The organism is Virgibacillus sp. W0181 (assembly GCF_051846915.1).
Lineage (GTDB): Bacteria > Bacillota > Bacilli > Bacillales > Amphibacillaceae > JBPYCR01.
In genome coordinates, this window is the sequence record NZ_JBPYCR010000031.1 from 20920 (window position 1) to 42107 (window position 21188).

17 protein-coding genes are annotated in these 21188 nt (G+C 39.1%); 13 read left to right on the forward strand and 4 right to left on the reverse strand.

The features are described 5' to 3' along the window. Positions 1-66 precede the first annotated feature (66 nt). Positions 67-1122 carry a glycosyltransferase family 4 protein gene (locus ACLIBG_RS11915; protein ID WP_439312985.1) on the forward strand — a complete coding sequence of 352 codons (1056 nt, stop codon included), beginning with the start codon at positions 67-69 and terminating at the stop codon, positions 1120-1122. A gap of 143 nt (positions 1123-1265) precedes the next feature. Here the strand turns inward: ACLIBG_RS11915 and ACLIBG_RS11920 are convergent, their stop codons facing one another. Next, the gene (locus ACLIBG_RS11920; RefSeq protein WP_439312986.1) at positions 1266-2294 is read right to left on the reverse strand and encodes an LCP family protein; all 1029 of its coding nucleotides are present in this window, start codon (positions 2292-2294) and stop codon (positions 1266-1268) included. Between the two features lie 471 nt (positions 2295-2765). Here ACLIBG_RS11920 and ACLIBG_RS11925 point away from each other — a divergent pair, with 471 nt between their 5' ends. The 5 genes from ACLIBG_RS11925 to ACLIBG_RS11945 all read left to right on the forward strand — a co-directional run bounded on the left by ACLIBG_RS11925 (position 2766) and on the right by ACLIBG_RS11945 (position 7380). Then, entirely contained in the window at positions 2766-3494 is a 729-nt protein-coding gene (locus ACLIBG_RS11925) for a WecB/TagA/CpsF family glycosyltransferase (RefSeq protein ID WP_439312987.1), read from the forward strand. A gap of 260 nt (positions 3495-3754) precedes the next feature. Further along, positions 3755-3979, forward strand: a complete 225-nt coding sequence (locus ACLIBG_RS11930) for a DUF1659 domain-containing protein (protein WP_439312988.1) — start codon at positions 3755-3757, stop codon at positions 3977-3979. Positions 3980-4197: 218 nt separating this feature from the next. After that, a complete protein-coding gene (locus ACLIBG_RS11935; RefSeq protein WP_439312989.1) occupies positions 4198-4413 on the forward strand; it encodes a DUF2922 domain-containing protein in 216 nt (71 codons plus the stop codon). A gap of 428 nt (positions 4414-4841) precedes the next feature. After that, positions 4842-4976 (forward strand): YvrJ family protein, encoded by a 135-nt coding sequence (locus ACLIBG_RS11940; RefSeq protein WP_439312990.1) that lies wholly within the window; start codon positions 4842-4844, stop codon positions 4974-4976. 1480 nt (positions 4977-6456) lie between these two features. Then, positions 6457-7380, forward strand: a complete 924-nt coding sequence (locus ACLIBG_RS11945) for an AEC family transporter (RefSeq protein WP_439312991.1) — start codon at positions 6457-6459, stop codon at positions 7378-7380. Between the two features lie 253 nt (positions 7381-7633). Here the strand turns inward: ACLIBG_RS11945 and ACLIBG_RS11950 are convergent, their stop codons facing one another. Both ACLIBG_RS11950 and ACLIBG_RS11955 read right to left on the reverse strand, forming a co-directional pair. Beyond that, a complete protein-coding gene (locus ACLIBG_RS11950; protein ID WP_439312992.1) occupies positions 7634-8197 on the reverse strand; it encodes a class D sortase in 564 nt (187 codons plus the stop codon). A gap of 99 nt (positions 8198-8296) precedes the next feature. Continuing rightward, positions 8297-8626 carry a DUF4282 domain-containing protein gene (locus tag ACLIBG_RS11955; RefSeq protein WP_439312993.1) on the reverse strand — a complete coding sequence of 110 codons (330 nt, stop codon included), beginning with the start codon at positions 8624-8626 and terminating at the stop codon, positions 8297-8299. 387 nt (positions 8627-9013) lie between these two features. Here ACLIBG_RS11955 and ACLIBG_RS11960 point away from each other — a divergent pair, with 387 nt between their 5' ends. Next, the gene (locus ACLIBG_RS11960; RefSeq protein ID WP_439312994.1) at positions 9014-11671 is read left to right on the forward strand and encodes an immunoglobulin-like domain-containing protein; all 2658 of its coding nucleotides are present in this window, start codon (positions 9014-9016) and stop codon (positions 11669-11671) included. 451 nt (positions 11672-12122) lie between these two features. Here the strand turns inward: ACLIBG_RS11960 and ACLIBG_RS11965 are convergent, their stop codons facing one another. Further along, the gene (locus ACLIBG_RS11965) at positions 12123-13505 is read right to left on the reverse strand and encodes a LysM peptidoglycan-binding domain-containing protein (RefSeq protein ID WP_439312995.1); all 1383 of its coding nucleotides are present in this window, start codon (positions 13503-13505) and stop codon (positions 12123-12125) included. A 552-nt stretch (positions 13506-14057) separates the two neighbouring features. Here ACLIBG_RS11965 and ACLIBG_RS11970 point away from each other — a divergent pair. The 6 genes from ACLIBG_RS11970 to ACLIBG_RS11995 all read left to right on the forward strand — a co-directional run bounded on the left by ACLIBG_RS11970 (position 14058) and on the right by ACLIBG_RS11995 (position 21044). Then, the gene (locus ACLIBG_RS11970; protein ID WP_439312996.1) at positions 14058-14825 is read left to right on the forward strand and encodes a YveK family protein; all 768 of its coding nucleotides are present in this window, start codon (positions 14058-14060) and stop codon (positions 14823-14825) included. Beyond that, entirely contained in the window at positions 14800-15495 is a 696-nt protein-coding gene (locus ACLIBG_RS11975; protein ID WP_439312997.1) for a CpsD/CapB family tyrosine-protein kinase, read from the forward strand. Before ACLIBG_RS11970 ends, ACLIBG_RS11975 begins: the two co-directional genes overlap by 26 nt. A gap of 462 nt (positions 15496-15957) precedes the next feature. After that, a complete protein-coding gene (locus ACLIBG_RS11980; protein ID WP_439312998.1) occupies positions 15958-16722 on the forward strand; it encodes a tyrosine-protein phosphatase in 765 nt (254 codons plus the stop codon). A gap of 193 nt (positions 16723-16915) precedes the next feature. Then, positions 16916-17551, forward strand: coding sequence for a response regulator (locus ACLIBG_RS11985; protein ID WP_439312999.1), 636 nt, complete (start codon positions 16916-16918; stop codon positions 17549-17551). A 277-nt stretch (positions 17552-17828) separates the two neighbouring features. Then, positions 17829-19664: a polysaccharide biosynthesis protein gene (locus tag ACLIBG_RS11990; protein WP_439313000.1), complete on the forward strand. Its 1836-nt coding sequence runs from the start codon at positions 17829-17831 to the stop codon at positions 19662-19664. Positions 19665-19814: 150 nt separating this feature from the next. Continuing rightward, the gene (locus ACLIBG_RS11995) at positions 19815-21044 is read left to right on the forward strand and encodes an oligosaccharide flippase family protein (protein WP_439313001.1); all 1230 of its coding nucleotides are present in this window, start codon (positions 19815-19817) and stop codon (positions 21042-21044) included. Positions 21045-21188 lie beyond the last annotated feature (144 nt).

The window sequence follows — 21188 nt, forward strand, 5'->3', positions numbered from 1 at the left end:
GGCCTTCCCTGCATAGCTATTGTCGAGAATGGGCGCTCGGGCACTTAAGAAAAACGGGGTGGCTATATGATTGAAATTACACTGTTAGCCTTTATAACATGTATTGCAACACTGCTGTTAACGCCAATTTTTATTAAGTTTTCGTTGAAAATAAATGCAACGGATAAACCAAATCATCGAAAAGTTCATAAGGATCCAATTCCAACACTGGGTGGACTGGCTATATTTACTAGTTTTTTAATCGGCATTTTAATTCTTCAGCCGGTAAGTAATTATCACCTTTCCATTGTTTTCGGAGCATTCCTTATTATTGCGCTTGGCATATTGGATGATTTGTACAATTTATCACCTAAAGTTAAAATTATTGTACAGCTTGCTGCCGCTTTCCTTGTCGTGTTTTGGGGAGGATTGCAAGTTGAATTTATTAATTTGCCATTTGGCGGACAAGTCCAATTTGGAATACTGAGTACGGTCATTACAATTTTATGGATTGTCGGTATAACAAATGCCATCAACCTTATCGATGGTCTTGACGGCCTGGCAGCAGGTGTTTCAACCATTGCTTTATTCACCATTGCCGGAATGGCAATCATTATGGGTGATGTTTATGTAGCAACGATGGCGCTCATTTTATTTTTTAGTACGCTCGGATTTTTGCGGTATAACTTTTATCCAGCAAAAATATTCATGGGTGACACCGGCGCTATGTTTTTAGGATATATGATTTCTGTACTCTCATTGCTCGGTTTTAAAAATGTAACGGTTATTTCTTTTATTATCCCTATTTTCATATTGGGCGTACCCATTTCCGATACATTGATTGCAATGGTGCGCAGGTTTATTAATAAACAACCGATATCGAGTCCGGACAGTTCGCACCTGCATCATCGTCTCATCAAATTCGGATTAACGCATAAACAAACGGTGCTATTTATCTATGCATTAAGTGCACTTTTCAGTGTCGCTGCGATTTTATTTTCCATGACAACGATTTGGGGTTCTATCCTCATTATTGTAATAACGTTGTTTGTTGTTCAATTTTTAATTGAAAATCTCGAATTGATCAACAGCAACTTTAAACCAATTACGTATCTCGTAAAAGTATTACGGCAAAAGCCATAACAGAAAAACGTTAATTAACATGGAACGTGGAACGGGTTTTTCTGAAGAAATCACTGGATTTATTTAGGTCAAGCTAGCACGGGCTACAAGTCCACAAAAACAAAAAGCGCGCATCCGCCTTAAATTAAGCGAATGCGTGCTTTTTAGTTTTCCGTTGCTGATTCGGTCATGGTGTCTGTGTTAGTGGCAGGTGTAATTTCCAAATGCTGCTGTAACGTATTTTTTGTTTCACCGAGGGCTATTTCGTCCAGCTGCCAATAATACGTTTTATTCGGCTTGTAATCCGTACCTTCCAAAGTAAGTGTTTCTACAGCCAAATTTTTCCCACTTGTACCGTATTGAATAAAGCTTTTCATTTCATTGAATGTCATATTTGTCTTCATATTCCCGCCGACAGCGTTAATAATATCATCATATTTTAAGATGGAGTCCAATGAAACGGCTCGATCCAACAATGCTTTAATAATTTCCTGCTGCCTTTTTCCGCGTTCAATATCATTATCCAATTTTCTCGTACGTGCCAGGGCAAGTGCTTCTTCCCCGTTTAAATGCTGCTCTCCAGGATAGAGATGGATCGCGTTCGCTCTATCTTTAGAATCTTGTTCTTTCAATTCATAAGGAACGTCTACGTTTATTCCGTCAACTGCATCCACCATTTCCATGAAAGCTTCAAAATTAACCCGTGCATAATAATCAACTGGAATATCGAGTAGCTGTTCAACGGTTTCCATCGTAGCTTCAGGTCCGCCATAAGCATGCGCATGGTTGATTTTTGTTTCATAACCGACTTCAGGTATATAAACATATGAATCCCGAGGAATACTTAATAATTTCACGCTTTTATCATCTTTATTCAATGTAGCAAGCATCAACGTATCCGTACGAGCGCTATCTTCATTCGCTCGTTTTTCACTGGAATCAACACCCATGATTAAGACGGAGACATTGTCAAACTTCGGATCAACAAGCTTATCGCGAAGATCCGATTTTTCCCGGTCTTGCCCATCATGCGCATCCGAAAAAACACTTTTTGCTTCAATGTACAGGTACGTTCCATATAAAGCGACTGCAAAAAAAGCAATAAGGAGTGGTATTAAAATGAAATAAGCCCGCTTTCTAAATCGCGACTTCCTCCTTTTTACTCGTGATTGTGTATTTTTATTGTTAGCCATAAATGTATTCTCCCTTTATAATTCATGAAAATCGTTGAAGCACGTGAGTAAAAAATTTAAAATTTCATTTGTAGAAAAAGAAAGCGTGCAAGTGGTGTTCGTCATTTTAATATTTACATAACAAAATGATGTATTTAAACAATAGGAAAGGTAAATCTTTCATGATATGCTAAATCCATAAATATCGTTCTTATTATAACACAGTTTTACATAATACATTTTATTATTATACTATGAATTGCCGTAATCGTAAAATTAAATTTATATTACATGTGGGGTTTAGTGTGTATGTTATAATTCTCCTGAATTACGTTAGAAAATCGGCGTCCGGATAGCAGTAATAAAAGTTGACGATGCTGACTATCGTATGAAAAAGTGTAGAGAGTTGCGATTCAAGCGGAAAAGTATAATTTCACACATTTTACTATTCACAATGCCATATCGATTATAAAGGAAAGAGGTTTACGGATTATGAAACAGCCTAAAACTGTATCAATTATGGATATTCCATTTACAAATAGTACAAGAGAAGAATTACTAAATGACAAACTAATACCAGCAGTTCGTCGAGGGGAAAAATGTTTTGTCGTAACAGCGAACCCTGAAATTGTCATGAAAACAAGGGAAGACGTTTCTTATAAAAACGCGGTAAAAGCTGCTGATTACATTGTACCTGATGGTGCCGGAATTTTAGTTGCGGCAAAACATCAAAATGAACCGCTCCAGGAACGGATTCCCGGCTATGAACTGATGCTCGATTTGCTGGCTTCTGGAAATCAACATCAGTGGAGCTGTTACTTTTTAGGTGCATCAGAAGAAGTAAACCAAAAAGCGGTTGATGAGATTCAGCATAAATTTCCCGATATAAAAATCGCCGGCCGTCAGCACGGATTTTTTGAAATGAACAGTACCGAAATACCAACCGCTATCCGACAAGCAGCACCCGATATGGTTTTTGTAGCACTAGGTCTCCCAAGACAAGAACAATGGATTGCTTCTCATTTCGATGAATTTTCAAAGGGGTTGTTTATGGGTGTCGGCGGCAGCTTTGATGTATTGGCAGGAGAGGTAAAACGAGCACCAAAAATATGGATTAAATGGAACTTGGAATGGATGTATCGTTTAATCAAACAACCAATGCGCATCAAACGCATCATAAAAGTATTCGAATTCATCATCCGGATCTATTTGAAGAAATAGCATCGCTGCCTAGATCCAGGTGCTGTGATAAAATCGTCGTGTGCGCTGATAAAAATTTCACAATCGCTGAGAGCAGTTTCACTAGAAACACACCCACCTTCATCCCTCTCCATAGAAAAAACACTCCTTATACATAAGCAATATTAGTAAGTACATCCAACAAATCATTTCACTGGATAATTTCCAAATAAAACTTTATTTATTAATGCCCCCTAATCCCGATTCACAACGATTGTAATGGTGAAGGGAGGTGGCACATCATGGCAGTAGCAGATTTAATGAATTCGCAGCTGCGTTTGATTCTCGATGACGGCGAGGACATGTTCACGGGGGAAACGATCTATAAAACGAAAAGCTTCAACAACGTGAAAACGAGCGCAACTGCAGATCAATTGTACACCGTAGCAACAGCAATGACAGATTTGCAGGAACGTCCGCTTTACCAATTACAGCGGAAGGACAGCTCCGATATCCGAGAAGCATAACAGCTTTTCGGATCGGACAAGTGAGCTGAGTGAGGAGCGGCTTACTTTGCAGCATCTCGAGGCGGAAGAAAGCTACCCATATTGAATTTGTTCGGGAAGAGTTGAACTAACCGAGCGAGAAGCAAATTTGCATTCGAAAAAGTGCGATGAGGCAGTAGAGAAGAAGATATCTTTAGAATTCCGGGAGGAAATTATATGAGCGAAAGGAGGGATTAAACATGAAAAAGCTAGAATTAAAATTTGAAAATGAGGATGGAAAAACGGTAACATATTCGCTTGAAAAGCCAATTGAGCCAGTTGATGCTGCTGCAGTAAAGGCAGCGATGAACGAAATCATTACGCAGGATGCATTCACATCCACTGGTGGTGATCTCGTCGCCATCAAAAGCGCCCGTGTCGTTGAGCGAACGGTGGAGGATATCGATTTGCCGTAAGGAGTTAAGGAGGTTCGGGAAGATCTGGGGGGATTTAAATTTCCTCGAACCGCATCTCTTGTAGAGGAATTAACTTTATAGTATTCATTAGATAAATAAACAAGCTGTTGCGCTCCGCTCAATTCGGAGTGCAACAATTATCTTAAAGATGGAGGAGACTTTCCTCCATTTTTCGTTTAATCGGATTGTTTGTTGATGGATTGAGATCACCATCGATTGGTGAAATGTGAGGACCGCGCATCAACAGGAAAAGACCGCGCGTCAAAGTTGATTCTTCCCGTTCCACAAATTAATTCATAGATTTCCAAGTAACTTTACAATCGTTTCGCTAATGAGCAACATTCAAGCAAAGGATTTTTATCGCTAACAGTTAATAAATTTTACGTGCTTGTAGCCGTACGACAAAAATAAGAATGGAGGGGTGTTCAGTGGAGACATGGTATTCATTTGTGACAGAAGTAGGTTTTCCGATTGCGGTTACCTTTTATTTGTTACACCGTATTGAGGGAAAGCTGAATATATTGATCGAATCAATCCGTGGTCTGCCTGAGAAGATGAAATGATCACGTCGGAAATACGCATCGAAGATATCCACATGTTCACGAAAACTTCGATGTATAATTTTTACAGGTAAAAAGGATTTTGAATACTGGGTTGGAAAGCGCATGTACTGTGAGAATATTCGTGAAAACTATACACATATTTTATGTACAACTTCGCTTTTTATGGTATACTAATAGTAGAAATTCATACACTATAAAAACCGCTCCATGCTGATACATGGAACGGTTCCAACAGACCAACCCCATCAAAAGGGGTAGGCGCCTTGTAGGAAAATAATCCCTCAGCGCTGGGACAAAGCACATGAGGGATTATTTGTTACTTTTGTCGCACATGATAAACGCAATTAACATGCCGAAAGAAATCATCAGCACCAACGCATCATTCATATCCATAGGCGACACCTCCCTTCCCGGGAAGAATCCCGGCAGGAAACGTGCGCCATCCCTCATATGAAGCCAGTCCATTGTGAACTAAGTATAACACATAAGAACATTTGCTCCCATGATTATTTTGTATTTTCACAAAACTATTCAAACGCTTTTTTGTTTACGCTATCACCGTTTATGCTATAATAGTAGTAGAAATGCATATACTATAAAAACCGCTCCATGCGTCAACATGGAACGGTTTCAACAGACCAACCCCAACAAGAGGGGTAGGCGCTTATTAGAGAATAATCCCTCAGCGCTGACCTAAAACACATGAGGGATTATTTGTTCTTTTTGTCGGACATGATAAACGCAATTAACATGCCGAAAGAAACCATCAGCACTAAAGCATCATTCATATCCATAGGCGACACCTCCCTTCCCGGGAAAAGCCCGAAAGGAAACGTGCGCCATCCCTCATGTGAAGCCAGTCCATTGTGAACTAAGTATAGCACATAAGAACATTTGTTTCCATGTTTATTTTGTATTTTAAATAAAACTGTTCAAACGTTTTTTGTTTACGCTATCATCGTTTATGCTATAATAACAGTAGAAATGCATATAATATAAAAACCGTTCCATGTATCAACATAGAACGGTTCCAACAGACTAACCCTAGCAAAAAGGGGTGGTCGTCTGTTAGGAAGATAGTACCTCAGCGCTGGGATAAAGCACATGAATGATTATTTGTTACTTATAACTAGTCGTTAATTCCCTGAAGAAACGGAAGGGGGTTAACGGCTTTTTTTGTTGGATAATTCTACGTTCTCTGACCGCTGACATGGAAACAACTATTCTATCACTTCTGGTTCGCCTTCAAAAAAATGTCCATGAGACGCAAACCATTGTTTCCCCCATATTCAACAGGACAATAAACATGCTATTATGATATAAGAGAATAGTCATCGACAAAATTTGCAAGTTAGACCGCTGTTTTAAAAACAGATATTGAGCTAATTTAACTTTGCTGATCTATTGCTGTACTGTTGATATAAAGCGATTTTTAATGGAAGTGAACTTTTTACAGGAACTTACGAAAGAGGTGCATCACTTGCTCGAACTCATTTTTATTTTAAAAGATATTATTCTACCTATCTTCGTCCTGATGGTCATAGGTTTTATCATCCAACGAAGATTCCATTTGAATGTGCAGACGCTAGCTCGATTGAATATTTATATTTTTGTACCGGGTTTTATTTTTGTGAAATTGTATGAAGCACAGTTTAGCGCTTCGTTATTTGGGAAGGTTTTTTTGTTTTTCATTCTGTATGTGCTCCTTTTATTTATCGTCTCACATATTTCAGCACGACTTTTACATATTAAAGATGGAAAAAAAGCAACTTTTACGAACAGCGTCCTCTTTTTCAATTCGGGGAATTACGGAGTACCCGTGAACGATTTGGTTTTTAAAAGTGATCCTTTTGCGATGTCGATCCAAGTAATTGTTCTTATGCTGCAAAACATTTTTTTGTATACCTATGGCATTTTTTCGTTGCAATCGGTCAGTGTGGGCAAATTAAAAGCGCTTCTCGGATATTTTAAAATGCCGGTCTTATACGCGATGGCAGCGGGCGTTATGCTGAATGCCTGGAGCATTTCCTTGCCATCATTTGTCTGGGTGCCTGCAAATTATATTGCTGAAGGTATGATTTCTTTGGCGCTTTTAACATTAGGTGCGCAGGTCGCTATGTTGCGGCTGACAGCTCAGCTTTCTGAAGTTTATTTCAGTTTAATTATCCGACTTATTATCGGTCCGCTCCTAACCCTTGGTATTATTTACGCCTTCGGATTGGACGGTGTGTTCGCTCAAGCCCTGTTAATTGCTTCGGCTATGCCTACATCCATTAATAGCGCGGTTATCGCTCAGGAGTATGAAAATCATCCAGATTTTGCTGCACAAATTGTATTGTTTTCAACATTGATGAGTACCATTACAGTTACACTCGTTATTTATGTTGGCCGGTTATTGTTTTAGGATTCAAGGTTTTGATATGAAGATGGAATAGTGCCTCGTTACATGTGAGTTATTCGTGATGTGACCGAAGCGTGCATAAGAAGGAGAAAACCACGCATTGGCACCGGATAACCACTGGTCAAATATGCGAGGATATTGCTAAGGAGAATTGCCCGTCAATACAGTAAATTAATCTATCATCATTCGTACAAGCTCTCAGCTATACTTCCGGGTTAGGTAATACTGGAAGCCAATAAAAAAGCCTATCCAAAATTTACTTTGGATAGGCATAGATTACGTAGCGGTCGGGGGCGCTGCCGACAAATGAAAATGGATAACAAGTGGAAACAGTCAGATATTCATCTTCGCGACTTGGATCAATGACGGTTCGGTCATCTGCATCGACGATTTCGTGATCTAGTATTTCGTAAATGAACGTGCCATTTTTCATTTTGACATGCAATTCATCGCCGTGCTCTAGTTCGCCAAATTTCCGGAAGACTGTATCGCGGTGGCCGGAGAGCAAAATTTGTTTATTTTCTCCGGGAAATCCGGTTCCTGCGTAATGGCCGACTCCTTGTTTCAGTTCATCTTCATCTGTTCCTTCAATAATTGGAATTTCTCGATCTAGCCGCGGTATGTAAAAAACGCCAACTGTATCGCCTTCCTGGAAATCATAAGCAGCATTTTCAATCTCGTGCACAACTTCATCGTTAACGATTGTTTTCGCTTCTTCCAGTCGTTTTCCTTCACTTACTTTCGATTGAAAGAGTTGGATTCCGCCAAACGCGAGCATCGCTACTCCTGCTAAAATGAGCAAATAGGATACGTATTTCATCATCGGTGCCCCCTTCCTTTTCAAACTATTAGTTGTTAATGTAAATTTAGTAATAAAAAATGAGTGCGTACATATTTGAAAATATTTTAATACCCCTTATTAATTTTCTCCATGTTCATTGCTGCTGGCAATGTCACCAGTTGTCGCTTTTGATTGATTTGACAACAGCCCTTTTATGTCATGTAATGTTTCGTGCATCTTAAAAAAGATAATTAACAGTTCACAATAAATTCGCACGATAATTGGTCCGATAACGATAGTCAGTAACCCCATGATCACCTGGAATCCGCCACCCCACGGGGAATTTAGACCACCTACAACCATTCCAAGCCCGCTTAGAACGGAAATGACTACCCCAATCCAGAAGACAATTTTAATGATTGTCGGTGTTAACATCTTGTCGAATCGTAAAAAATCTTGAAAATTCATGCTTGTTCAATCCCTTCCATATAATAGTAATATAAATTACTCCAACTAGGATTCTACCATATTTTGAAAACTTTGCTAAACGTTAATAATGCTCAATTGTAAAATTACCGCCTTAGGAAAGGATTACTGACTGACGATTCATAATCTGACAAATGATTGACGAAAACTAGTTAATATGAGGGATTATTAATCTTTACCAATAAAAACAAAGCTATCAAATGAGCGCAAAAAAAGATTTGAATCTATTTAATAGTAATATACTCAATCTATCACGGCAATAATGAATAATTTTTTTCATTTCTTAACTTACATTTAACCTTTAATTGTTATGATTATTTATTAGTCCACACTAAATAGTTAATCTATTAATATACGAGGAGGTCGAAAATGTATAGAACAGAGCAAGATTCTATAAATCTAAAAGGAAGAAAGTGGTATGTCGTATTATGCATCATGATTATGATAGGAACTTCATCAGGTGTTTTTGCAAATCATGCCAATGCAGCATCTCCAACAGAGATTCATTCAGCGGCTGATCTAGACAATGTACGTAATGATTTAAGCGGGGATTATGTGCTGAAAAACGATATTGATTTATCAGGATACTCGAACTGGGAGCCTATAGGTGATGGAAGCACCTTTAGTCGATTTGAGGGGACTTTCGATGGAGAAGGACATACCATTTCCGGGCTTACTATAACCCGACCTACTGAAGATAATGTTGGTTTATTTGGTTATATTCAAAGTTCTGCCGAAATTAAAAATGTGATATTGACAGGTGTTAACGTAGAAGGAAAAGAAAATGTCGGGGGCCTTGTCGGGCAAGTGTGGCGGAGCAATGTCGCAAATGTCACGGTCCAAGGTAATGTAAAAGGGACAGTTCGCGTTGGAGGGGTCAGCGGAGAACTTTATGGTCATTCTGGCACTGCATCAATGATAGAGGGTAGTACAATGTCGGGAACTGTGACTGGTGAAAGAGATGTAGGTGGTTTGATTGGGTACACACGGCAATCAGAAGTCATGACTAGTCATGCTAATAGCGCTGTAACAGGTGACCGGAATGTAGGTGGCTTAGTTGGATTTGTTATTGAAGGACCCGTTAGCGAAAGTTATGCAACGGGTGCTGTAACCGGAATTAATAGGAATTTAGGTGGTTTAGTCGGATCTATTAATGGTGGTTCAGTGAATATTAGTTATGCTACTGGGTCAGTAACAGGCTCTTCGACTGCGTCTCATGTAGGTGGCTTGATTGGTCATCCTAATAGTAGTGCTGTTACTATTGAAAATACGTTTGCGACGGGAGACGTCCAGGGTAATTATTATGTAGGTGGACTACTAGGTGGCACTATTGGTTATACTTTTAATATTAGGAATAATTATGCTGTCGGATCTGTTACTGGCTCTGGTGGAGGTCTCATTGGTTATAATAGTAATTCTTATGGAACAGTGGAGAATAATTTTTACGATCAATCTACAACGGGAAAAAGTGACACAGGAAACGGCGAACCGAAGGATACATCAGAAATGTTGGAACAAAGCACATACACCGGATGGGATTTTTCGTCTATTTGGGGAATCAATGCAGGTGAATATCCACACTTGCAATTTAATCCACATTCAACCGTCCCACCAGTTGTAAACGAAGCACCTGTTATTAATGCAACGGACACAACAATTACGGTAGGCGATACGTATGACCCGCTGGCCGGTGTATCTGCAACAGATGCCGAAGATGGAGATGTAACGGGCAATATCAATGTAACAACGAATGATGTTGATACGAGTACTCCAGGGGCTTATGATGTAGTTTATGAAGTGACCGACAGTGACGGAAAAACGACAACCAAAACGATCACGATTACAGTTGAAGCAGCAGCGTCCACAAACGAAGCACCTGTTATTAATGCAGCGAATAAAACAATTACCGTAGGCGATATGTATGATCCACTGTCCGGTGTAACTGCAACAGATGCCGAAGATGGAGATGTAACGGGCAATATCAATGTAACAACAAATGATGTTGATACGACTACTCCAGGAGCTTATGATGTAGTTTATGAAGTGACCGACAGTGCTGGAGAAACGACAACAAAAACGATTACGGTTACAGTGGAAGCAGCAACATCCACAAATGAAGCACCTGTTATTAATGCAACGGACACAACAATTACCGTAGGCGATACGTATGATCCGCTGGCCGGAGTAACTGCAACAGATGCTGAAGATGGAGATGTAACGGGCAATATCAATGTAACAACGAATGATGTCGATACAACGACGCCAGGGGCTTATGATGTAGTCTATGAAGTGACCGACAGTGATGGGGAAACGACAACCAAAACGATTACGGTTACAGTGGAAGCAGCAACATCCACAAATGAAGCACCTGTTATTAATGCAACGGACACAACAATTACGGTAGGCGATACGTATGACCCGCTGGCCGGTGTATCTGCAACAGATGCCGAAGATGGAGATGTAACGGGCAATATCAATGTAACAACGAATGATGTTGATACGAGTACTCCAGGGGCTTATGATGTAGTTTATGAAGTGACCGACAGTGACGGAAAAACGACAACCAAAACGGTCACGATTACAGTGGAAGCAACAGCATCCACAAACGAAGCACCTGTTATAAATGCAGCGGATAAAACAATTACCGTAGGCGATACGTATGATCCGCTGGCCGGAGTAACTGCAACAGATGCTGAAGATGGAGATGTAACGGGCAATATCAATGTAACAACGAATGATGTCGATACAACGACGCCAGGGGCTTATGATGTAGTTTATGAAGTGACTGACAGTGACGGGAAAACGACAACCAAAACAATCACGGTTACAGTGGAAGCAAGCTCAGAAACGATTATAGTGGAGGAAAACTCAGATTTAAAAGATGAATCTAATGATGAAGTGAGTAAATCTGGCAATGAACTACCGCATACATCCACATCCAATTATAATTGGATACTTGTTGGGATGATATTAATTGGGCTAGCCATAGTATTGAGGATTTTCTATTCTTACAGAAAGAACGCGTGACAAAACTATATTTATAAAATTGAACAGGATGCCTTTTAAGGTGTCCTGTTCGTTTATGAAGATTTAAGTGTACAACTGAGGTAAGTAATTTTTGGTCAGACTTAGAAGATTTTAAATAACGGATGAGATAGATAGTAAGAAACACTAATGCTATAAATAAATTGAAAAATATAAAACTGGATGTATATCCCAGTTGTTCATTGCTAATTTTAAACCACTTTCTTTTTAGCGTTGCCGAATTTTAGTAACGATCGAAAAATATATAATGAAAGAAAGATCATGAAAGTCATTTTAAGATACATCCTGAGCTACGTGTTCAAGAGAGCCATGTTCTTGTTAGATAAAATGAGGTCTAGTGGTTAAAATTTGTAAAACTTCTTTAAGTCACAACAATAATTACGATTCTAAAAAAACTTCCAGCCCGCAGCTGGAAGTTTCTTTAGAATCCTTATCAATAAAATCGTTTAAATCCGTCGTAGTGCTTTTTCCAATAAGAGTTGTCTAAATTGGATATCGTTACCCCGGTCGATGAGCCGGCATGGATGAATTGGTTATTCCCTAAATAGATTCCCATATGCGAGATGCCGGAACGGTATGTATTTTTGAAAAATACGAGATCACCGAGCTTCGGGTTATCGATATAGTAAGAGCGGTTAAAGTAGCCGGTTGTTGATTTGCGGGTCATGCTCATTCCGGCCTTGTTGTATGCATAATGAATAAAGCCGCTGCAGTCAAATCCGCTTGTCGACTGTCCGCCCCACGTATATGGCGTACCAAGCACGCTTCGTGCGATGTTCACTAGCTGAGAGACGTTATAGTTAACATCTGTTGAAGGCTTTTCAACAGAAGAACCACTTCCGCCGCTACTCGAACCACCACTTGCTTGTCCATTAATACTAAGCTTTTGTCCGATATGGATTAGATCAGAGCTTAAATTATTCCATTTCTTTAAATTGGCAACGCTCACCTTGTAGTTTGAAGCAATCCGTGAAAGACTGTCACCCGATTTCACCGTATAAACGGAAGTACTTGAATCGCTGCTGGAGCTTCCACCACTCGAACTGCCGGAATTCGATCCACTGTTCGAACTGGAACCACCATCAGCATTCCCGCCGTTTGAACCGGAACTGACGGCTTTCCCTACTTTCAACTTCTGCCCGACGAGAATTAAATCGGAGCGTAAATTGTTCCATTTTTTCAAGTTAGCGACGCTTACGCCATATTTTGCGCCGATTTTTGATAAAGAATCCCCGGCAACGACGGTGTAAGAACTCCCGCTTGACCCGGAATTAGACGAGCCTCCGCCACTTGACGCGGAATCATTCCCTGACGAACTACTGGATCCTCCGTTCGATCCGCTACCTGACCCAGAACCACTCCCGCTCACAACAAATTTATTTCCCGGATAGATGAGTGTCGAATTCAAGTTATTCCATTTCATTAAGTTAGCGATCGATACGTTATGCTTAAATGCGATGGCGCTCAATGTGTCACCAGACTTGACTGTATATGTATTTCCGTCTGAAATGGAGTTACTCGAATCACTCGAGCCGGACGAATCAGCTGGTTGGCTGTTATTCGAGCTCGCCCCCGATGAACGACTCCCGCTGTCTCCATCTGTTTGCAAAACTTGATTCGGGAAAATGATATCACTTGAGAGTTTGTTCAGCGATTTTAATTGAGCTACACTAGTATGATGCTTTTGTGCGATTGTCCAGAGCGAATCCCCACTTTTTACTTTATACGCTGCCGCTTCCGCCTGTTCAGCAGCTACAAACGCTGATGCAATGACGGCTGAAGCAGATACAGACATAACTATCTTTTTACTAGACACTGTATGAACTCCCTTCTAATTTTCAAATATAAAACTTTTTATCTATTAATCTTCCATATAATCCTTTTAAAAATTGTTTGTCATTTTGGTGCTTGCAGTAAAAACCTACCACCTTTACCAACAATTCATCCGTTTCGGAATGAGAAAAAAATAACTATAACTTAGAGAACTATGTCATTTAAACCATTATTTAAATATAAATATATTTCTCGCCAATATATAACACTGATTATAACATGAAATAAAAGGAAATAGCTAGAATATTTGTATAAAGTTTGGTAATATCATTGAATTGTTGGTATTTAGTGTAGGATCTAAATAAAAAGAACTAGATTACGACGAAAAACCATATTTTATTTATAATAAATATGGTATAATCTCGAATGTAATGTCGAAAAAGATTTATTATATTTATCTGGCGCAATCTGTCGCTTATATATTGGCAGCCTTATGTAAAAAATGAAACAATCAGCAAAAAAGTTCAATCAAATCTGGTGAAGAAGACAAGTAGCTAGCCAGTTTGATCAATAGTAAATACGTGGAGGTACACTAATGGAAGAGACAATATCCCTGAAGGAAATCTTTGAAGTGATTAAGAAACGCCTGTTAATGATTTTTCTATTTATAATAGGAGCAGCGCTCATTGCAGCAGTTGTCAGTTATTTCATTCTGACGCCGACGTATCAGTCAAGCTCACAATTTATTGTGAATCAGAAACAGCAAGACCCTGATATGCAAGTGAATGTAAATGATATCAGAACAAACGTTGAACTCATTAATACATATAACGTTATCATTAAAAGTAAAGCGATTCTAGAAGACGTTGCGGAAGAACTAAGCTTGTCATACAATGCGGGACAATTGAGTGAGAAAGTTCAAGTTTCCAGCGAACAAAATTCGCAAGTTGTAACAGTCACAGTAACCGATCCAAGTCAGGAACTGGCAACAAAAATTGCCAACACGACTGTAGAAATATTCCAGAAAAAAACACCTGAAATTATGAATGGTGTTGATAATATTGGGATCTTGTCCGAAGCAGAAGTGTCAGCAAATCCGTCTCCTGTAGCTCCAAAACCAATGTTGAATATTGCAATCGCCGTCGTGCTTGGTGCAATGGTTGGTGTCGGTCTGGCGTTCTTGCTTGAGTATTTGGATAACACAATTACAACGGAAGAAGATATCGAGAAAAAACTTGGGATTCCAATTCTTGGTACGATTTCTCACGTAAAAGACGAAGATATACGCGGCGATCATTTAGCCTTTCGGAAGAACGCAGTGAAAAGAGGTGGATTCAATGGTACGCAGAAAAAAACAATCTAGAAACAATAAAATAAGACACTTGATTACAAAATTGAATCCACGTTCCCCCATATCCGAGCAATATCGGACGATTCGAACGAACTTGCAATTTGCTTCGGTTGACGAAGAATTGCAGTCAATTTTAATATCATCTCCCGGTCCTGCAGCTGGGAAATCGATGACGGTCGCAAATTTGGCGGTCACCTATGCGCAACAAGGGAAAAGAGTTCTTCTGATTGACGCTGACATGCGTAAACCGACAGTACACTACACGTTCCGCCTGGATAACTTACGTGGCTTAAGTAATGTTCTTGTCGGAGAAAGCACACTGGAAGATGCAATTGTATCGAGTGATGTAGATAATCTGGATTTAATTTCATGTGGACCAATCCCACCCAATCCATCCGAGCTACTCGCATCGAAAAAAATGCAAACGACACTAGAATTGGCAAAAAAATTGTACGATATAATCATATTCGATACTCCGCCAATCCTGGCCGTTGCTGACGCGCAAATATTGGCAAACATCGTCGATGGCTCGTTGCTAGTTGTACGGAGTAAAGTGACCGAATATGAAGCGGCCGAAAAATCAAAGGAAGTTCTAGCAGGTGCATCGGCTAAACTGCTTGGAGCTGTCTTGAACGATCGGGAAAAGGCAAAGTCTGACTACTACTATTATTACGGAAACTAGTTTTCGTTAATTGTTGTAGAATCACACTTGTAGGATGGAACAGCGGGAGCGCTCGATTGGTGCAGGGTTGAACCTCAATAATTGGGCAACTCCCTAGAAAGCGTTGAATATTGTTCCGTTTTTCATAGAATTTGTCACTAACCAAAACAAAGCGGCTCTGATATGAATCATCTGTACTTGCGAATTAAATAGAGTCAACGAACAAAATTAATCAATTAGCAAAATTTGTCTATTTCTGTTAGAATAAAAATATATTATACTAAAAGTCGTGACATTTGAACTATACGTTACAAGATGTCTTTTAAATAGTGTACCTATCTTAAACCGTTGAAAACTAGTAAACTTGCACTTACGGTTGGCATTTTACTTATGTTACCAGAGTTTCGTTTTTTCAGTTTGTTTGTTTAAAAGGAAAAAAGTAACGTTTCATCGTTGTATCGCAGTAGGTGAGGAGGAAAAAACATGATCGACATTCATTGTCATATATTGCCCGGTGTTGATGACGGGGCAAAGACGGAGGAGGATAGTCTAGCGATGGCGAAAGCAGCCGTTGAGCAGGGCATCCATACGATCATTGCTACTCCACACCATAAAAATGGAAGCTATGAGAATGATCGAGGTCAGATTGAGAAGCATCTCACCTTTTTAAACGATTTATTGCAAAGTGAGCAGATCCCATTGACCATTCTTGGTGGTCAGGAGCTGCGAATTAATGGTGATATATTAACCGATATCGAAAATGGGGAAATTCTTCCTGTCAATGATACGAAATATGTGCTCATTGAATTTCCGTCAAGCAGTGTGCCACATTATGCAAAACAGATGCTATTTGATATCCAAGTTGCCGGCTTAACGCCGATTATCGTGCATCCGGAGCGTAATAAGGAATTGCTCGCACAGCCTGAAAAGCTTTATCACTTTGTACGAAATGGTGCATTGACCCAAGTGACAGCGGCGAGCGTTATTGGAAAATTTGGCAAGCATGCACAGAAGCTCAGCCACCAGCTCATTGAAGCCAATTTAACCCATTTCATTGCATCAGATGCCCATAATACAACATCACGGACTTTCCATTTGAACGAAGCGTATCAGGAAGTGAAGGATTTGTATGGGCTTGACACGTATTATATGCTCTTGGAGAACAGTCATTTGCTCATTGATAATATGAATGTGAACCGGCTGGAGCCGGAAATGCCGAAGAAGAAAAAGTTTCTTGGGTTGTTTTAATGTGTGTACAGACAATTTAGCTTGAAAAGCTGCTGCTCCTATACGAACTAACTTTCATACATATTCGACTACAATACTTTCAAGCCAATGATGACGTATTATATTTTACTGGAAGAAAGATATACATCTTTTTGTCTACCTTCGACTGTATAATGAAAATAGAGAATGCGAAAGAAAGCGAAGGTGTGTATAGATGATTCAAGTGCTGTTTGTTCATGAGGAACAATTATATTATGAAGGAATGCGCGCCATATCCGAAAGAACAGACGATATTCGTTTTGTCGGAATGGCAGCAACGCTTGACGCCTTCCATGAACAGATGCAGCAAGAGAGAATAGATGTGGCTGTCGTAAATATTCATCTTTCATCGATTAACGGCATCGCATTATTGACGCAGTTGAAAGAACATTACCCACAAACTACATTTATCCTGCTAACCAATTATTCTGATAGAGAACTCGTTGTTGCTGGAGTTCTTGCAGGTGCTAAAGGTTTTTTGTTAACGGACGAGCCTGCGGAAAATTTGCTCCAAGCGATCCGCGATATAGCAAAAGACGAGTTTATCATCTCCGGAGCGGCTGCACGCATCTTGGCAGAAAAAATCACGCATTACGCATACAGCCGAAAAGAAATCTTACGGAAGCGGCTCATCAATCGTAACATTCATTTAACGGAACGCGAACTTGATGTCGCCAGCCTTCTAACGAATGAGCGGACGAATAAAGAAATTGCCCATGAACTGCACTTAACGGAAGGCACGATAAAAAATTACGTGAGCGAACTGTACAGCAAACTAGGATTTGACAATCGTAATGAACTAACTGTTTAATTAGTCGATCTAAGTGCGTTTCAGCAAGTCACTCGTTGAACAACAGGAAACAAACCATGCAATTTTCCGCCAAAACTTTACAAATAAAAACGATTAATGACTTTTAATTCCAAAAGTCACTTCTTTTATGACTGTAAAACTAGTACAATGGTCACGTACGTTTGTAAAAATATGGAGAATGAATAAAGAACTATATAAAGAATTTCATGCAACTTAAAACGAAACAGAATCATTCATAAAACAAGCTAGTAATTTCCGAAGAAAGGGGGGATCCCCTGTGACATACCGAACACGACTTACCATGCTGATCATACTTGATTCACTCATCGTCAGTACCGCCATCTTCATTGCTTCCTGGGTTGTCTACCCAAGTATGGACTTTAATAAACTCCATATGCCCGTCATTATCGTTAGCGCCCTTGCACTTTTAATTTTTCATCATATTTATGCGGGACTGTACAAGCTATACAATAAAGTATGGGCGTATGCCAGTGTTGGCGAGCTGACTGCCATTGTTCAAGCAATTACTTTTTCTATTATATCGGCAGGGATCGTCCAATACTTGATGAATGACTTTTCCATTTATCGTAGAGCTTTAATCGTCACATGGATGCTTCATATTATTTTAATTGGCGGATCGCGCTTTGTTTGGCGCATCTACCGTGATCGCTACATAACGAAAACTGGCAAGAAAAAACGAACACTTATTATCGGAGCCGGTGATGCCGGCGCGATGATTGTCCGCCAACTGAACAACAACCATAATCAATCAGAACTGCTTCCAGTCGGTTTTGTTGATGATGACCTTACGAAGCAACGGATGCAGCTGTACAATCTGCCGGTGCTTGGAAAAGTAAAAGAAATTCCAACAATTGCGGAAAAAGAAGAAATTGAACATATCGTCATTGCCATCCCGTCGTTACGGAACGGGGAATTAAATAAAATTATTGCTCAATGCAACAAAACAAAAGCAAAAGTGCAGATGATCCCGAAAATAGAAGATCTGATGACAGGAAAAGTTTCCGTCAGTCACTTGAAAAATGTTGAAGTAGAAGATTTGCTTGGACGAGAACCGGTCGAATTAGATATCCACGCCATTCAAGGGTATGTGACTGGAAATACTGTCATGGTAACGGGAGCAGGCGGCTCGATCGGATCAGAACTATGCCGACAGCTATTACGCTTTGCACCGAAAAAAATCGTACTCGTCGGTCACGGGGAATTCAGCATTTATACAATTCATATGGAACTAAGAGAAAAATATAAACAGACCGACATCGAAATCCTGCCGGTCATTGCCGATGTGCAGGATAGAGAGCGCATGATGGAAGTTATCGAAAAGCATCAACCAACGATTATTTACCATGCCGCTGCCCATAAACATGTACCACTTATGGAGTATAATCCGCATGAAGCGGTCAAAAACAATATTATCGGTACGAACAATGTAGCAGAAGCAGCAGATGCACATGGAGTAGATACCTTTGTCCTTGTTTCTACCGATAAAGCAGTCAACCCTACAAATGTTATGGGTGCCACTAAACGAATTGCGGAAATGGTTATCCAAGACATAGCAAAGCAAAGTACAACAAAATTTGTCGCCGTACGATTTGGGAATGTGCTTGGCAGTCGCGGCAGTGTCATCCCATTATTTAAGAAACAAATTGAACGCGGCGGACCAGTAACCGTCACACACCCGGAAATGACGAGGTACTTTATGACGATCCCCGAAGCGTCAAGACTTGTGATTCAAGCAGGAACGCTTGCTAATGGAGGCGAAATCTTTGTGCTTGATATGGGTGAACCAGTAAAAATTGTCGATCTTGCACGGAACTTGATTCAACTGTCTGGCTATACCCAAGATGAAATTGGAATTGAATATTCCGGCATCCGTCCCGGTGAGAAGATGTACGAAGAACTGCTGGGTGAAGATGAAGTTCTTCCGGGAGAAGTGTACGAAAAGATATATGTCGGCCGGACGGTGGAAGTTGATTTTGGTTTAGTTAATCTATTGGTTCAACGATTCGATAACTACGCTTCAGCCGATTTAAAAGATGAATTAATGAAAATTGTTTATATGGAAAAGACGTTGTTGGCAGTGAAGGGTAGCTAGATTATCCTTTCGGTTTTAGGGCAACAGTAGCAAGATAAGTAAAATAATCAGAGGAGATATCGATAGTGTGGTATGGGAGTTTAGTTTCTTAAATCCTTTTGAATAAAATTACTAATTAAAATTAGAACCAATGCAAAATGTGAGGTAGCAATGTTTAAGAAAATACTACAAAATTTCAGAAAAAAATTAGGTTGGGCTATTGCTGGTAACATCGCTTTTGCTCTATCACAATGGTTGATAATTACAATACTTGCTCGTTTTGGCTCTGCTTTAGACTTAGGATTATACTCTTTAAGCTTAGCTATTACCGCACCAATAATACTTTTTTTAAACTTTGATTTGCGAACTATAATTGCAACGGATAGTACTAGCCAATATAACTTCAGCGAGTATATGTCTGGAAGAATATTACATATGTTGGTTGCTTATATTATAATTATTTCTGTTGCTCTAATATATTCAAGTGATAAAAAGACTTTTTTTGTAATAATTTTACTTGGTTTAGTTAAAATCATAGAGGCACTTAGTGATATATGCATGGGATTCTTTCAAAAAAAAGAAAATCTTAGTATATTAGGTAAATCTCAATTACTAAGAGGAATTTATAGTACTATTATTTTCGGCACTATTTATTATTTAACTAAGAGTGTTATAGCGTCGATTATAGGTTTGTTAATTATAATGACCTTAAGATTGTTATTATACGATTTAAAATACGTCCGAAAATTGACCCCTGTATTTCTTCAGTTTAAAAAGTCAACTTCGTGGGAGCTTATTAAAATGGCGTGGCCACTAGGGGTGACTGCACTAATAGGTTCTTTAAATGCTAATATACCAAGGTATTTTTTAGATTATTTTTATGGAATTGCTGAGGTTGGAGTTTACTCAGCATTATACTATGTCTTAGTAGCGAGTAATTTGGTTATGACTCCTATATCGCTATTAGCAGCACCCAAAATTGCTAATGTATATCAGAACGGAAGTAATAGAAGGTTCTTGAAAATTAATTTAGTATTTATAGGCATTGCTCTATTTGTGTTTTTGCTCATATTTATTCCTGTTCTTTTTCACTCAAAATTCATTTTGCGGTTGTTTTATGGTGTAGAGTTTGAAGTTTATTCGATCACCTTTACTATTTTATATACATCTATATTATTTGGATTTATTAATTCTTTTTTAAATTTATCAATAATATCCTCTAGACAGTTAATAATCCAGTCAACTGTTAATCTAATAAATCTTTTTATAACCTTATCTCTAGGGTACTATCTTATTATGAATAATGGTTTATTAGGTGCATCATGGGCATTAGTTCTTTCTCGCTCTATACAAACGGTATTGTTGTCGATAATATTGGTATTAATAATCAAAAAGAAATAGATTTGATTATACCTTGAGGAGTTAAACGTAATGATTATAATGTTTTATATAGTAAGTTTTATTTCCCTTTTCTTTTTTCTCTTAGCTAAAAGAAAATTTGACTTATTTACAATAGCCTTTTTTTCAGCTGTGATTTACTTCTTA

Coding starts and splice junctions, on each gene's coding strand:
- ACLIBG_RS11915 (WP_439312985.1), top strand. CDS start 67: ATGATTGAAATTACACTGTTAGCCTTTATAACATGTATTGCAACACTG.
- ACLIBG_RS11920 (WP_439312986.1), bottom strand. CDS start 2,294: ATGGCTAACAATAAAAATACACAATCACGAGTAAAAAGGAGGAAGTCG.
- ACLIBG_RS11925 (WP_439312987.1), top strand. CDS start 2,766: ATGAAACAGCCTAAAACTGTATCAATTATGGATATTCCATTTACAAAT.
- ACLIBG_RS11930 (WP_439312988.1), top strand. CDS start 3,755: ATGGCAGTAGCAGATTTAATGAATTCGCAGCTGCGTTTGATTCTCGAT.
- ACLIBG_RS11935 (WP_439312989.1), top strand. CDS start 4,198: ATGAAAAAGCTAGAATTAAAATTTGAAAATGAGGATGGAAAAACGGTA.
- ACLIBG_RS11950 (WP_439312992.1), bottom strand. CDS start 8,197: ATGAAATACGTATCCTATTTGCTCATTTTAGCAGGAGTAGCGATGCTC.
- ACLIBG_RS11955 (WP_439312993.1), bottom strand. CDS start 8,626: ATGAATTTTCAAGATTTTTTACGATTCGACAAGATGTTAACACCGACA.
- ACLIBG_RS11960 (WP_439312994.1), top strand. CDS start 9,014: ATGTATAGAACAGAGCAAGATTCTATAAATCTAAAAGGAAGAAAGTGG.
- ACLIBG_RS11970 (WP_439312996.1), top strand. CDS start 14,058: ATGGAAGAGACAATATCCCTGAAGGAAATCTTTGAAGTGATTAAGAAA.
- ACLIBG_RS11975 (WP_439312997.1), top strand. CDS start 14,800: ATGGTACGCAGAAAAAAACAATCTAGAAACAATAAAATAAGACACTTG.
- ACLIBG_RS11980 (WP_439312998.1), top strand. CDS start 15,958: ATGATCGACATTCATTGTCATATATTGCCCGGTGTTGATGACGGGGCA.
- ACLIBG_RS11985 (WP_439312999.1), top strand. CDS start 16,916: ATGATTCAAGTGCTGTTTGTTCATGAGGAACAATTATATTATGAAGGA.
- ACLIBG_RS11995 (WP_439313001.1), top strand. CDS start 19,815: ATGTTTAAGAAAATACTACAAAATTTCAGAAAAAAATTAGGTTGGGCT.